We start from the raw sequence: 13,702 nt of genomic DNA, 5'->3' as shown, positions 1-13,702 counted from the left end.
GCGCGCACGCCCGCTGACGATACGAGATCCGCGTTGAGAGCGGGGACCTTCGATGAGGAGGGAGCAAACTCGTGGACGAAAACGGCGGAATCATAGTGGCCCTGGACACACACGACCCGGACGCTGCTGAGACGCTTGTGGATCGGCTCATGCCGGACGTCTCCATGTACAAAGTCGGCATGGAGCTCTTCTATTCCTGCGGCCCGTCGATCGTGCGACGGCTGGCCGCCGTAGGTGCGAGGTTGTTCCTCGACCTGAAACTCCACGATATCCCAACGACCGTTGGACGAGCGGCGGCGGCGCTCGCCCTGCCCGGAGTGGACATCATCGATGTGCACGCCTCGGGCGGGTCGAGGATGATGAGGGAAGCCCTTGCGGCGGTGCGCCGCGCCGCGAGCGCGCGGGGCGCCCGCTCCCCGAAGGTCGTGGCCGTAACCCTCCTCACCAGCATAGGAGAGGAAGAGTTCTCCCGGGAGTTGTTTCCGGGGCGCGGAGCCGTCATCGAGGAGCACGTGGTGCGCCTGGCGCGCCTCGCAAAGGAGTGCGGGCTGGACGGCGCGGTGACGTCGCCGCTCGAGGTGAGCGCCATACGCAGGGCCTGTGGCGACGATTTCGTGACCGTCGTGCCGGGCGTGCGGCCCATGTGGGCGCGCGACACGCACGATCAGACGCGGTGCATGACGCCACGCCAGGCCGTCCTCTCCGGGGCGGACTACCTCGTGGTTGGGAGACCGATCACACAGGCTTCCTCGCCCAAGGAGGCGGCGGCAAGGCTGTTGGACGAGGTGAGGGAGGCGAAACGAGATGCGAGAGACCAGAGCGACAACTGACGGCCCACAGCGCGAGATCACGTGCACCCACGACATACTGGCCATACTGAAGGAGACGGGCGCGTACCTCAGTGGCCACTTCAAGCTGAGCTCGGGGCTGCACAGCCCGGTGTACGTCGAGAAGTTCAGGCTCCTCGAGCGCCCGGAACTTGCCGAGAAGGTGCTTTCCGCTCTCGCCGAGAGGTTCCGAGGAGACGGAGTCGAGGTGGTAGTGGGCCCAACGACGGGCGGAATCATCGTCGCCTACGAGGTCGCCAGACACCTTCGGGCGAGGGCGATCTTCGCGGAGAGGGAAGGGGGCAGGCGGGTGCTGCGTCGCGGGTTCACCATAGCCCCCGGCGAGAAGGTGCTTGTTGTGGAGGACGTCGTGACCACCGGATCCTCGGTCCGGGAGGTCCTCGACATCGTGGAGAGGAGCGGCGGGCAGACGGTGGGCGTGGGAATGATCGTGGACCGAAGCGGGGGGCGCGTGGACTTCGGCGTGAGGACGGAGCGGCTCGTGCGGGTGGAATTTGGGACTTACGTCCCAGAGGAATGCCCCCTATGCAAAGAGAATGTGACACTGACTGACCCGGGTTCAAGGCGCCTTGAGCCCACCCCGGGGAATCGCTGTCGGAGTTCGACGCCGCCCGCGCGTCAGAGCATAGGAGGCGACAACACGTGATAGAACGCTACACGTACCCTGAGATGAAGCACCTTTGGGAGCCGGAGAACCGCTATAGGAAATGGCTCGAGATCGAGATTCTTGCCTGCGAGGGCTGGGCGAGCGTGGGTCGGGTCCCGGCTGAGGCCGTGGAGGTCATCCGGGAGAAGGCCCGCTTCGACTTGGCGCGGATTAGGGAGATAGAGGCCATAGTAGACCACGATGTCATAGCGTTCCTTACGAATGTCGCAGAGAACGTCGGCCTCGAGGCGCGCTACATCCACATGGGCATGACATCCTACGACGTGGTGGACACGGCCCTGTCGCTACTGCTTCGCGACGCAGCCGACATAATCATCCGCGACATACGCAAGGTTACTGACGTGCTCGTCGAGAAGGCGAGGGAACACAAGAATACCCCCATGATCGGACGGACCCACGGCGTTCACGCCGAGCCGATCACCTTCGGGCTCAAGCTGGCGGTCTGGGTCGCGGAGATGCGGAGAAACCTCGCGCGCATGCAGCGGGCACGCGAGGTCGTGAGCGTCGGCAGGATCTCGGGAGCCGTCGGAACGTACGCGAGCATGGATCCCCGGGTGGAGGAGTACGTGTGCAGCAAGCTCGGGCTCGAGCCGGCGAAGGCCTCAACGCAGGTGCTTTCCCGAGACCGCCATGCCGAGTATGTCGCCACTCTCGCGATCATCGCGGGCTCTCTGGAGAAGTTTGCCACCGAGATACGAGGACTCCAACGAACCGAGGTGTTCGAGGTGCAGGAACCGTTCCGGCCGGGCCAGAAAGGCTCGTCCGCGATGCCTCACAAGCGAAATCCCATCGTTTCAGAGCGGATCACGGGCCTCGCGAGGGTCATGAGGGGATATGCGGTGGCTGCACTGGAAAACACCCCTCTCTGGCACGAACGAGACATCAGCAATTCCTCCGTCGAGAGGGTGATCCTTCCCGATGCGACCATTCTCACCGACTACATGCTCCGGAAGTTCGCCGAGGTGATGGAGGGACTCGTGGTCAGGAAGGACCGTATGAGGACAAACCTCGAGCTGACCGACGGCCTCGTTTTCTCAGAAGCGGTCATGCTGGCCCTCGTGGGGCGCGGACTGAGCCGCGAGCACGCGTACGCCCTCGTCCAGCGCAACGCCGCCAGGGCCTGGGACGAAGGGCTCAACTTCAAGGAGCTCGTGTTCGGAGACCCCGAGATCACCGCGGTGCTCAAGCCCGCTGAGTTGGAGGAGTGTTTCGATCTCTCGAGACACCTCGCTCACGTCGACGACATCCTCCGGCGTGTGGGAATCTAGTGGAAGTCGCGCACGCCCTCCCGCTCGTTGACCTCTGACGGCACCCTCCGGTTTCGTGGACGGTAGGTTGCCGAGGCGGCCTCCTGGACGCCTGGCAGCCCTTGTCCGTCCCTTCGCCATGATGGCTCCTCGCCGGTGGCCGCCAATTGAGGCGACCCGGGTGCCCAGGCACTTTACTCGCCGCGCCCCAATATCATGCTGTGTGAATCGTGTCACGCTGTAGCCCGTAGGCTGTGCCTCGCCGCGAAGTCGGCCTGGGCTTGCTGTGGCGGTGCACAGGCGCTGACACTGGCGCCCGGAGGAGGGATATCATGAAGTCTCACGGCAGAGGATGGATCAAGAGAGTATTCCCCGGAGCGAACACGCCCGACGGGTTCTTCTCGTTCTACGACCACGTGATCCGCCCCGACGCCAACAAAGTCGTGATCGTAAAGGGCGGCCCTGGGGTGGGAAAGTCAACTCTCATGAGGAAGATAGGCCAGAGGTTCGTCGACATGGGATACGACGTGGAGTTCCTCTGTTGTTCCTCTGACAATGACTCGCTCGACGGTGTGACAGTGCAGGACCTCGGCCTCGCGCTCATCGACGGCACGGCCCCGCACGTCGTGGACCCCAAGAACCCCGGCGCCGTGGACGAGATCATGAACCTCGGTGAGTTCTGGGATGAGAAGGCGCTGCGCGCGTGCAAGCGCGAGATCATGGAAGCGAACGCCGAGGTCTCTCGCCATTTCCAGCGGGCATTCCGTTATCTGAAAGAGGCTAAGATCATCCATGACGACTGGGAGGCGTGCTCTGTCGAAGCGCTGGACATCGGTTGCACTAACTGCATGGCGGAGGCGGTCAAACGCGACGTTTTCGGGGATATGCCTGTATCTCCCGCCCCCGGTCGGGCGCGGCGCTTGTTCGCCAGCGCGTTCTCTCCCGATGGCCCGGTGCACCATCTCCGCACGATCGTGGATAGGCTCCCGCGCAGGTACATTGTTACGGGCGAGCCCGGGACCGGGAAGTCCACCCTCGTGCGCAAAGTGGGTGACGCAGCCATTGAACGCGGCCTCGACGTCGAGTTCTACCACTGCCCCCTGGACCCTTCGAAGGTGGATCACGTGGTGATCCCCTCCCTGGGGGTGGCCCTTGTAAGCAGCGCGTGGCCACACGCTTTCGATTCTTCCAAGGAGCTCGACAGAACCGTGGAGATGAACGCGGCTCTCGACGAGGAGGTGGCGGGGAGGTACCGCGAAATAGCCGCGAGCGCTGAGGAGCGTTTCCACCAGGCGCTTGAGCGGGCCACTGAGTTCCTACACAAGGCGAAGTTGGTTCACGATGACATGCAAGCGTATTACGTGCGGAGCATGGACTTCGCCGCCGTGGATCGCCTTTGCGAACAGGTGCTCGCACGCATGCTCGACCTCGAGCGGGATGCTGCCGGCAGGGCTTCGGCCGGATGAACGGGACCGTTCACCGGATGCCGCCGCTTGGCGCGCGGATGTTCGGCTGGCGGCTCTCGGGCGGCTCACGCAGGAGGCCTGGGAGCCGCCATGATGGTCTTCTCGTGATCGTACACGACCATCCCAGGTCTAGCGCCTCGTGGCTTCCTCACGTGCCGGCGAAGAGTATAGTCCACCGCAGCCTTGGATGCAGCCCTCGCCTTGCTGTAGTACGCGGCTATCTCCGCCGCACGAAGCAGGACGGCATCGGAAATCCCTCGCGGACCGAGGGGTCCGACCCTGATTACCACGTGAGCCCCGGGGACTCCCCTCGCATGCAACCAGATGTCCTCGGGATGCGCCAGTCTCAGAGTGAGGGCGTCGTTTTCAGCGTTGTTCCTTCCGACAAGCACTTCGTGACCGTCCACGGAGAAAGAGAGAGGCCCTGAGGCGACACGGCCCTTTGGTGTGATGGGGCGTTCGCGTCTTGGCGAAGCGAGGTATCCTTGCTCAGCCAGTTCCCGGCGTATGCCCTCCAGGGCTTCCACCGACTCAGCCTGCTCGATCGTGGTCGATACTTGTTCCAGGTACGCAAGCTCAGCGCGGGTGTGCTCTAGATGCTCCCGCGCCGCGGCAAGGCGCCTCTTCGCGCGCGAGTACTTCTTGAAGTACTCCTGGGCGTTCTCTTGAGGCGAGAGGCGAGGATCGAGCACCACCTCCACCTTGCGGAGTTCCGGGTCGAAGTAGTCCACCACCTGCGCTGTGGAGCGACCCCGTTCGATGAGCTGGGCATTGGCCGCAATGAGCTCGCCCGCCCGTCTGAGCTCGTCGGCTTGCTCCGCTTGCGCGATCTCCGCCTCCTGAGCCGCGAGCTTGCGTCGCAATCTCTCCAGAGCCGTCGCGACTGCGTGCGACACCTCTGCTGACGCGCCAGCCAGCGTCACGGCCTTCTCGCGCGGGGCAAACGCGTAGTCGAGCAAGGCTCCCACCATGGGAAAAACGATCGCTTCCTCCTGGTCCTCCTGGGATGACCCTGGACGAAGACGGTACGCGGACCCATCCGCGTCGCGCCCCTCCCGCATTTGGCGCAGCTCCGCGACCTGCCCCTGGGCGTCCGGCGGTGCCGCCGCAGGGGGGCCTATCACAGATATCCAGGCCACCTCGCGTGTCTCGCGGGCAAACCCCGCGCACGGAGAGAAGTCGCGCTCCCGCACTCTGGTCATGGCCCGAGAGAACTCCTCCCACAGGCGCTTTGCTGAATCGAGGTCCACGCACTCAAGCGGGCTCCCATCGAGTCCCCGCGTCGCGCCACCACGCCCTTCGCCCTCTCTGGCGGCGGCGTGGGACGCGATGACGGCGGCCGAGTCGCGTCCTATGCCCGTGAAGACACGGGTCAGAAACTCATCGCAGCCTAGGTCCGGGCAGGCGCGGGTGAAGCGCGCGAGCTCTTCCATGAACTCCTCCGCGGACACCAGGAGAGGATCGAGCTTCCCCTGAGACGGCGGAGGAACGTACGGCACCCCAGGGCGAACTTGCCGCACCCGGCTCACCGCGGGAGTGACGTGCTTGACGCTGTCAAGCACGAGTCCGGACCCGTCGTCGACGAGAATGATGTTGCTGTGCCTTCCCATTGTCTCGACGACGAGAGTCTTCGGCGGATCGTCGTAAGGTCCCATGAAACCGATCTCCAGGATCCTATCGAGGTTTCGCTGTTCCACCCTAGCTATCCTCGCGCCCACGAGGTGTTTCCGCAAGAGCATGCAGAACGCGGGAGGAAATGCCGGATTCTCACGTTCCGCGCGCGTCAGGTGCACGCGTGCGCAGGATGCCTCGGCAGACATGACCACTCGCACGCTCTTGCCGAGACGGCGCGCAATGAGGAGGACGTCGAGCTTGCCCGGCTGGTAGACGGCATCCACCCTCGCTCCTTCCAGCGACCCGGCGAGCTCCGCGGCCACCGCGGCCATCACGATTCCGTCGAACGTCATCATCCTCACCCCGCTTGCGTCCACGTGTAGTATATGGCCGTCGCGCGTCCTCGTCAACGCAGAGGGGCAGACGATAGACGCGGCTACCTCGCCCCCGGCATGGCAGGGGCGGGCGTGCTCCTCATTCCCAGGTCAGGGAAGCCGAGCTCCCCGGGAAGGCTCGCCTGGGAGACACCATTGCCCCGAGGCATGATCCCTTGGACAAGGGCATATCCATGATCGTGTGACGTCCCAAACCGCCGTCGAGGAGCCAACGCCGTCGGCGGGGACGGTGGGAAGGGGAACAGAGGTGAGCGCCTTGCGGGAGCGCGTCGAGCACGTCTGGCACAGCCTGGGGCCTGCCGAGGTGGCGTCGGTTCTGGAGACGAGCCTCGTCACCGGCCTGTCGTCAAGGGAAGCTGAGAGGAGGCTGGGCCGGAACGGGCCCAACGAGATTCGACAGGTCAAGAGGGTGTCCGCTCTCAGGATGCTTGTCGGGCAGTTCGGCGACTTCATGGTGCTCGTCCTCGTAGCGGCGGCGGGAGTCTCCCTGGCGCTCGGGGAGACCGCCGACGCGCTCGCGATTCTCGCCATAGTCACGCTCAACGGCGTGCTCGGGTTCCTGCAGGAGTATAGGGCGGAGCGCTCCCTCGAGGCCCTCAAGGAGCTCGCGGCGCCCTCGGCGCGCGTCATCAGGGGCGGCGTGCTCGCCGAGGTGAAGGCCAGGGAAGTCGTGCCGGGCGACCTCCTAGTGGTCGGAGTGGGGGACCGCATCCCGGCGGACGCGCGCCTAGTCGACGCCATGGCGCTCGAGGCGGAAGAATCCGCCCTGACCGGCGAGTCGCTCCCAGTGTCGAAGAGAGCGGACGTGCTCTTGCCGGCCGCCACACCCCTTGCGGACAGGCGGAACATGGTGTTCACGGGGACCGTCGTGACCCGGGGCCACGGAAAAGCCTTAGTGGTAGCAACGGGGATGGACACCGAGATCGGCAGGATCGCCCACCTCATGCAGGAGGAGAAGGACGACAAGACCCCCCTTCAACAGCGACTTGAGCACCTAGGTCGCACGCTGGTGCTCGTTTGCGTTGGCACGTGCGCCCTGGTTTCCGCGGTAGGGGTGCTGCGTGGGGAGGGTCTCGTAGAGATGTTCCTAGCAGGGGTCAGTCTTGCGGTCGCGGCGATCCCCGAGGGCCTCCCCGCGATAGTGACGATCGCGCTTGCTCTCGGAGTACAGCGCATGAGCGGCCGAAACGCCATCGTGCGCCGCTTGCCCGCGGTCGAGACCCTGGGCTGCACCACCGTTATATGCTCCGACAAGACGGGCACCCTCACGCGGAACGAAATGACCTTGACCGAGTTCGACCTGGTGGGGAGGGTCATAGGCGTCACCGGCACCGGGTACTCCCCTCACGGTCAGTTCGTTGAGGCTGGAAGGCCTCTAGACCCGACTCGCGACGACCACCTCAGCCTCGCGCTGCGGATCGGTCTTTACTGCAACAACGCCAAGCTCACTCTGGGAGGACGCGTCGTGGGGCCGGAGGTAGTCATGCGACCGGGTCTTGCACGCCCGACGCGCCGGGGGTCTCAAGACCGGTGGGGGATCCTGGGCGACCCCACCGAGGGCGCATTTGTGGTGGCGGCGGCCAAAGCCGGCATGTTTCGCCATTGGCCGCCTGGAAAGCAGCACCCGACGCTCCTGCACGAGATCCCGTTTGACTCCGATCGCAAGATGATGACCGCCATCTACGAGAACCCCGCAGGCGCCGGCACAATCGGGTACGTCAAGGGAGCGCCGGAGGTCGTGGCCGGCGCGTCGAGCTTCATTTACACCGCAGGACGGGTGAGTCCGATGACCGCGCATGACAGAGAGCTCATCCTCTTGAAAAGCTCCAAGATGGCCTCGCGCGGCCTGCGAGTCCTTGCCCTCGGGTACCGCGAGCTGCCCAGGCCATGGAGCTTCCACGAGACCGGCCAGCTTGGGAAGGCCGTTGAGACGAACCTCGTGTTCGTCGGGCTTGCGGGAATGGTGGATCCTCCGCGGGAAGACGTGAAGCGGGCGATCAAACTAGCCCGCGGCGCCGGCATAAGGACTGTGATGGTCACAGGGGATCACGCTGGTACAGCCTTGGCAGTAGCCCGGTCCCTGGAACTCTCTGAGGAGGGCGGCCGGGCCATCACAGGACAAGAACTCGACCGCATGAGTGACGAGGCTCTTTCTCACTCCCTGGGAAGCACCGTGGTGTTCGCGAGAGTGTCACCTGAGCACAAGCTTCGGATAGTGCGGACGTTGAGAGCTCAAGGCCACATCGTTGCGATGACCGGCGACGGCGTGAACGACGCGCCCGCCCTCAGAGAGGCGGACATCGGCGTGGCCATGGGCATGTCTGGCACGGACGTGACCCGAGAAGCCGCTGCCATGGTGCTCGCCGATGACAACTATGCCACGATCGTGGCGGCGGTGGAAGAGGGACGAGGAATATACGACAACATTCGCAAGTTCATCCGCTACCTTCTCGCCTGCAACGCCGGCGAGGTGCTCGCGATGCTCATCGCGGTTCTGGCGGGTCTGCCCCTGCCCCTGGTGCCCATGCAGATCCTCTGGATGAACCTGGTCACGGACGGGCTTCCAGCCATAGCCCTCGGTGTGGACCCTGTGGACCCCGACGTCATGACCCGCAGGCCGCGTAGACCGAAGGAGGGCGTCTTCTCTCGAGGGCTGGGGCTGAAGATCGCGTCCCAAGGTGTGTTCATAGGTGTATGCACCATCGCCGCGTTCCTGACATCGCTTTTCCTCCACGGTGATCTCACGGAGGCGCGCACCGTGGCGTTTACGTGCCTCGTCATGGCACAGCTCTTCTACGTGTTCCACTGCCGGTCGGAGTACCGGTCGGTGGTGGAGATGAACCCGTGGTCAAACCCTTACCTGGTCGGAGCCGTGCTGGTATCGACGGCGATGCAGCTCGCCGCCGTATACTGGCCCGCGCTTCAGGAAGTCTTCCATACGACCGCGCTCGACGGTCTGGGCTGGCTCCTCGTGCTGGTGTTCTCCGGCTGGTCCAGCGCCCTCGCGATCGTGGCTCGCAAGGCTCGACGCGCGCTCTGGCGGAGGATACACGTCGTCCGAGCCTAGCAGCGGCCCACGATTCCCACGTAGATCAACTTGGGTCAACTCACACTGCTGCCACACCGACCCGTTGGCGACTCTCCTGCAGTTGGGCGGGAGGGCGTCGGCGCTCGGTCGCCTGTCCGCGAGGCTGCGCGGTCTGCGCCGCCCTGTTGCTGCCCGGCCGGGAGACCGCCCGCGCAAGGCAGGGGAACACCGGTTTACGCTGGCCGGGAGGACACGCCAGGGGGTTTGCCGTGGTCAAGACGGCAATTCATGCCAAGAACCACTTGTGAACTGCAAATGCTATGTAGTAGAATAGGGGGCGGGAGGCCAGACGCCTGATGCCAAGGAGCATGACGGGATACGGCCGAGGAACGTCCACGGGGGCAGGTCTGTCAGTCACCGTTGAGATGCGTTCCACCAATCACAGGCATCGCGACATCAACGTGCGTGTGCCGAGGGAGCTCTCAGAGCTTGAAGAGAGGCTGCGTGCTTTGGTCGCGGAGCAAGTGGCACGCGGGCACGTCGACGTGACGGTCGCGGTGGAAGAGGACGGCACGCCCCTCAGAGCAGTCGAGGTGAGGTGGGACCTGGCCCAGGCGTACTACGAGGCCGCAAAGGCTCTTTCGACGCGCCTCGGGCTTCATGGGGAGATCGGCATCGAAACCCTCCTCACGCTGCCGGACGTGGTGACCGTCAAGACCGCGCCCATAGACCTCGAAGCTGTATGGAGGGTGGTGGAGGCGGCGGCGCGCGAGGCGTTGGAGGCGCTCGGCCGGATGAGGGCGGCGGAGGGAGACGCCCTTGCGCGGGATCTCATACATAGAACGTCCTTGATTGAGCAGTGTGCCGCCAGGATTTCAGACCGCGCCCCAGCAGTGGTCGAGGGGTACAGGGCGAGGCTCGAGGCACGATTGCGTGAACTCCTTGCAGACGTTCCTGTTGATGAATCGCGCATAGCGATGGAGGCGGCGATGTACGCCGAGAAGGGCAACATCACCGAGGAACTGGTAAGGCTTGCAAGCCACATAGCGCAGGTTCACTCCGTGATAGAACAAACTGAGCCGGCCGGACGTCGGCTCGAGTTCCTTGTCCAGGAGATGCACCGGGAGGCCAATACCATAGGATCGAAGTCGCAGGACATCCAGATCTCCCATATGGTAGTGGAGATCAAGAGCGAGCTCGAGAAAATCCGGGAGCAGATCCAAAACATAGAGTGACCCCGCCCCAGGCTACTCGAGTCTTACAAGCAAGGAGGTGAGATCATGGCTTTGCCCGAGCTCAGCACCGAACAGAAGAGGGCGGCTCTCAAGAAGGCTCAGGAGATGCGCTCCAAGCGGGCTCAGATCCGCGAGAGCCTGAAGCAGGGCACCCTCACGCTGGAGAAGATCCTGAACAGCCCCGACGACAACGTGATATCCCGCATGCGCGTTGCGTACCTGCTTGAGTCGTTGCCACGGATCGGAAGAGTCAGGAGCCGCAAGATTATGGAAGAGATAGGGATACACGAGTCCAGAAGGGTCCAGGGTCTCGGGGCCAGACAGAAAGAGGCGTTGCTCAAGAGACTGGCGAAGTAGGGAGAGGTGCCGGACATGGACGTAAAGCTCATCAACATCGGGTTCGGGAACATCGTGGCGGCAAACCGCATCATCGCCATAGTGAGCCCCGAGTCCGCTCCCATAAAGAGGATCGTCCAAGAGGCCAGGGATCGTGGCAGGCTCATAGACGCAACGTACGGCAGGAGGACGCGCGCCGTGGTCATGACCGACAGCGACCACGTCATCCTGTGTGCAGTCCAGCCCGAGACGGTGGCCCACAGGCTCGGAGGGAAAGACTCGGGCCGCGAAGCTAGCGAGTGACCGGTGTGCGTAGGAAGCGCGGGTTCCTTGTGGTCCTTTCCGGGCCTTCGGGCGCCGGGAAGAACACCCTGGTGAATGAGCTACTGAAACGAGCCGAGGGCATACGTTACTCCGTGTCCGTCACCACGCGCCCGCCGGGCCCTGGGGAAATCGACGGAGTGCACTATCACTTCGTGACGCCCGAACGGTTTCGCGAGATGCAAGAGGCGGGGGAACTGCTGGAGTGGGCCACGGTGTACGGAAATTCATATGGCACGCCTCGCAGGTTCATCGAAGAAACGATCGAACAAGGGGAAGACGTCATCCTCGATATCGACATCCAGGGCGCGCGGCAGGTGAGAGCCAGGTGGCCGGCGGGTGTGTTCGTCTATCTCATGCCGCCCTCCATGGAGGAGCTGAAGAGGCGCGCCACTCTACGGGGCAGGGATGCTCCGGAGGCGCTGTCTCGTCGTCTTTGCGCGGCCGTGGAGGAGCTTGAGGCCGTGTTCGACTACGACTACGTGATCGTGAACGAGGATCTCGGGGCGGCCGTCGGGAGCCTGCAGGCAATCATCGCGGCCGAGCGCTGCAGGATTGCGCGCTGCGACTGCAGGTCGTTCGTGGATCGGTTGAGCCGAGAGGTCCGGCGCACGCCGCGTGAACCTGGCGGCGGGCAATGTGAAGGGCTAGGGTGCGTCGAGGGCGACGCGGGTCTGCGCTGACGGCTGTTTCGAGGATCCATGTGCGCTTACGGGAGGGACTTACCAGGATATGCCTTATCCACCTCTTGATGCGTTCGCCAACAAGGCGGAGAGCAGGTATGCTCTCGTTGTGGCTACGGCGAAACGAGCCAGACAGATAATGAGCGGTGCGAAGAAACTAGTAGATTCCAAGGCGGACAAGCCCGTAACCATAGCCATGGAGGAGATCCTCGCCGGAAGGGTCACGTTCGAGCAGCCTAAGACAGGCGTGAAGTAGACTGTGTGGCGCCCCGCGCGGGGCGCCACACGAATCTCACCGGCCTTGACGCACACGCGCACGCGGGCCGTGAGCGCGATGCCGTTGGCCGGCAAGACGGGGGGCAGCCGCGAAGGATGTGGACCACCCTAAGACACAAGGGGAGCGCGCCGCTTGACGGGAAGACCGTGGTCCTCGGGGTGACTGGTGGAATTGCGGCTTACAAGGCTGCGGAGGTCACGAGCCTCCTGGTGAAGCGCGGGGCGGACGTCCACGTCGTGATGACCGAAGCCGCTACGAAGTTCGTTGCGCCTCTAACCTTCCGCACCCTGTCACGCAACCCCGTGGTCGTCGACATGTTCGCCGATCCCGGCGACTGGAACGTGCGCCACGTGGCTCTAGCCGAGAAGGCGAGCGTGGTGTTGGTGGCTCCGGCCACCGCGAACTGCATCGGAAAGGTGGCGTGCGGCATTGCGGATGACCTTCTGACTACGGTCATCATGGCGACGAGAGCGCCCGTGCTTTTCGTGCCCTCGATGAATCAGGCCATGTACGATAACCCCCTCTTCCGCGGGAATCTCGAGCGCCTTCTGAATCTTGGGTACAGAGCCATGGAGCCGGGGACGGGGTACCTGGCATGCGGCGCCGAGGGCAAGGGCAGGATGCCTGACCCCGAGGACATCGTCGCGGAGGTAGAGAGGATCTGCCTGGCGCGCAAGGACCTCGTGGGGCTCACGGTGGTGGTGACCGCCGGGCCAACAGAAGAGCCCATCGACCCGGTGAGGCACATCTCCAACAGGTCCTCCGGCAAGATGGGGTACGCCCTCGCAGAAGCGGCCAGAGACAGAGGGGCGCGCGTCGTTCTGGTGAGCGGACCCACCGCCCTCGCGGAGCCTTCCGGGGTGAAGCTCATACGCGTACGCACGACTCGCGAGATGTTGGACGCGGTGCTGGAGGTCATGCCGGATGCCAACGTGATAATCGGGGCGGCCGCTCCTGCGGATTGGCGGCCGGCGACGGCGGCATCCCGCAAGCTCGAGAAGGGGCGAGGTCCCATGACCCTGCAGCTGGAAACGTGCGAGGACATCATCGCAACGGTCGGCAGGAACAAGGGTGACCGCGTGATTGTGGGCTTCGCTGCTGAAACCCATGACCTGTTGGCACACGCTAGGGAGAAGATGTCCGCAAAGAACCTGGACCTCGTGGTGGCCAATGACGTGACTTGCCCCGGCGCCGGCTTCGGGTCCGACTTCAACCAGGCGAAGATGCTCCACTCAGATGGGCGAGTCGAGGAGGTCCCGCTGGTCCCCAAAGTAGAGCTTGCGCACAGGATCCTCGATGCGGTAGCAAGCCTGCTGGCCAGGCGGTCTGGGCAAGGCTCGTAGCCTGTGGGCCCGTGCCCTCTTGAGCATCTTCGTCACCGTCACGACTTCGGGAAGACATGCGTTGCCTTGAGGGACTCACGTCGAAAGAGCGCCCCTCGTAGGAGGGCGCGCGGTCTCGAGGTGTTTTTTCTTCCTGTGTGCAGGAATTCGTTGACGGATGTCCAAATAGAGAAAAAATGCCTTATATTGGGCCGAATGACGCCGCATGTGAGTGACGGAAGGTCATGCCATGCGGCGTGGTG

General features: G+C 64.1%; 11 protein-coding genes and 1 pseudogene. 11 read left to right on the top strand and 1 reads right to left on the bottom strand.

Annotated features, from left to right (window positions below):
• The first annotated feature begins 71 nt into the window (after window positions 1-71).
• The 4 genes from pyrF to NUW12_03135 all read left to right on the top strand — a co-directional run bounded on the left by pyrF (window position 72) and on the right by NUW12_03135 (window position 4,228).
• On the top strand, window positions 72-830 hold the full coding sequence (pyrF, locus tag NUW12_03150) for an orotidine-5'-phosphate decarboxylase (GenBank protein ID MCR4401768.1): 759 nt from the start codon (window positions 72-74) through the stop codon (window positions 828-830).
• Window positions 805-1,494: an orotate phosphoribosyltransferase gene (pyrE, locus tag NUW12_03145; protein ID MCR4401767.1), complete on the top strand. Its 690-nt coding sequence runs from the start codon at window positions 805-807 to the stop codon at window positions 1,492-1,494. The genes pyrF and pyrE overlap by 26 nt, the downstream gene beginning before the upstream one ends.
• Entirely contained in the window at window positions 1,491-2,783 is a 1,293-nt protein-coding gene (purB, locus tag NUW12_03140) for an adenylosuccinate lyase (GenBank protein MCR4401766.1), read from the top strand. The genes pyrE and purB overlap by 4 nt, the downstream gene beginning before the upstream one ends.
• 311 nt (window positions 2,784-3,094) lie before the next feature.
• Window positions 3,095-4,228, top strand: a complete 1,134-nt coding sequence (locus tag NUW12_03135; protein MCR4401765.1) for a PRK06851 family protein — start codon at window positions 3,095-3,097, stop codon at window positions 4,226-4,228.
• A 65-nt stretch (window positions 4,229-4,293) separates the two neighbouring features.
• On the opposite strand, the gene NUW12_03130 is transcribed toward NUW12_03135, so the two are convergent.
• On the bottom strand, window positions 4,294-6,198 hold the full coding sequence (locus NUW12_03130; GenBank protein MCR4401764.1) for an NFACT family protein: 1,905 nt from the start codon (window positions 6,196-6,198) through the stop codon (window positions 4,294-4,296).
• A 286-nt stretch (window positions 6,199-6,484) separates the two neighbouring features.
• On the opposite strand from NUW12_03130, the gene NUW12_03125 reads away from it, so the two are divergent.
• The 7 genes and pseudogenes from NUW12_03125 (at window position 6,485) to coaBC (ending at window position 13,460) form a co-directional block, all read left to right on the top strand.
• Window positions 6,485-9,304, top strand: coding sequence for a cation-translocating P-type ATPase (locus NUW12_03125; protein ID MCR4401763.1), 2,820 nt, complete (start codon window positions 6,485-6,487; stop codon window positions 9,302-9,304).
• 317 nt (window positions 9,305-9,621) lie between these two features.
• Window positions 9,622-10,500, top strand: a complete 879-nt coding sequence (locus NUW12_03120) for a YicC family protein (protein ID MCR4401762.1) — start codon at window positions 9,622-9,624, stop codon at window positions 10,498-10,500.
• Window positions 10,501-10,545: 45 nt separating this feature from the next.
• Complete coding sequence (locus tag NUW12_03115; GenBank protein MCR4401761.1) at window positions 10,546-10,857, top strand: integration host factor; 312 nt, start codon at window positions 10,546-10,548, stop codon at window positions 10,855-10,857.
• A gap of 15 nt (window positions 10,858-10,872) precedes the next feature.
• Window positions 10,873-11,139 (top strand): DUF370 domain-containing protein, encoded by a 267-nt coding sequence (locus NUW12_03110; GenBank protein ID MCR4401760.1) that lies wholly within the window; start codon window positions 10,873-10,875, stop codon window positions 11,137-11,139.
• Between the two features lie 5 nt (window positions 11,140-11,144).
• A pseudogene (gmk, locus tag NUW12_03105) lies at window positions 11,145-11,720 on the top strand (guanylate kinase).
• 169 nt (window positions 11,721-11,889) lie between these two features.
• Window positions 11,890-12,096 carry a DNA-directed RNA polymerase subunit omega gene (gene rpoZ / locus NUW12_03100; GenBank protein MCR4401759.1) on the top strand — a complete coding sequence of 69 codons (207 nt, stop codon included), beginning with the start codon at window positions 11,890-11,892 and terminating at the stop codon, window positions 12,094-12,096.
• Window positions 12,097-12,212: 116 nt separating this feature from the next.
• Window positions 12,213-13,460 carry a bifunctional phosphopantothenoylcysteine decarboxylase/phosphopantothenate--cysteine ligase CoaBC gene (coaBC, locus tag NUW12_03095; protein MCR4401758.1) on the top strand — a complete coding sequence of 416 codons (1,248 nt, stop codon included), beginning with the start codon at window positions 12,213-12,215 and terminating at the stop codon, window positions 13,458-13,460.
• Window positions 13,461-13,702 lie beyond the last annotated feature (242 nt).

This window comes from Bacillota bacterium (genome assembly GCA_024653485.1).
Lineage (GTDB): Bacteria > Bacillota > SHA-98 > UBA4971 > UBA4971 > UBA6256.
The sequence above is the reverse complement of the archived record's forward strand: the minus strand, read 5'-3'. Positions and strand labels throughout refer to the sequence as shown.

Bases quoted from the DNA above. Each gene is read 5' to 3' on its own strand.
- NUW12_03115 (MCR4401761.1), top strand. From the start codon at position 10,546: ATGGCTTTGCCCGAGCTCAGCACCGAACAGAAGAGGGCGGCTCTCAAG.
- NUW12_03120 (MCR4401762.1), top strand. From the start codon at position 9,622: ATGCCAAGGAGCATGACGGGATACGGCCGAGGAACGTCCACGGGGGCA.
- pyrE (MCR4401767.1), top strand. From the start codon at position 805: ATGCGAGAGACCAGAGCGACAACTGACGGCCCACAGCGCGAGATCACG.
- NUW12_03130 (MCR4401764.1), bottom strand. From the start codon at position 6,198: ATGATGACGTTCGACGGAATCGTGATGGCCGCGGTGGCCGCGGAGCTC.
- rpoZ (MCR4401759.1), top strand. From the start codon at position 11,890: ATGCCTTATCCACCTCTTGATGCGTTCGCCAACAAGGCGGAGAGCAGG.
- coaBC (MCR4401758.1), top strand. From the start codon at position 12,213: ATGTGGACCACCCTAAGACACAAGGGGAGCGCGCCGCTTGACGGGAAG.
- NUW12_03110 (MCR4401760.1), top strand. From the start codon at position 10,873: ATGGACGTAAAGCTCATCAACATCGGGTTCGGGAACATCGTGGCGGCA.
- NUW12_03135 (MCR4401765.1), top strand. From the start codon at position 3,095: ATGAAGTCTCACGGCAGAGGATGGATCAAGAGAGTATTCCCCGGAGCG.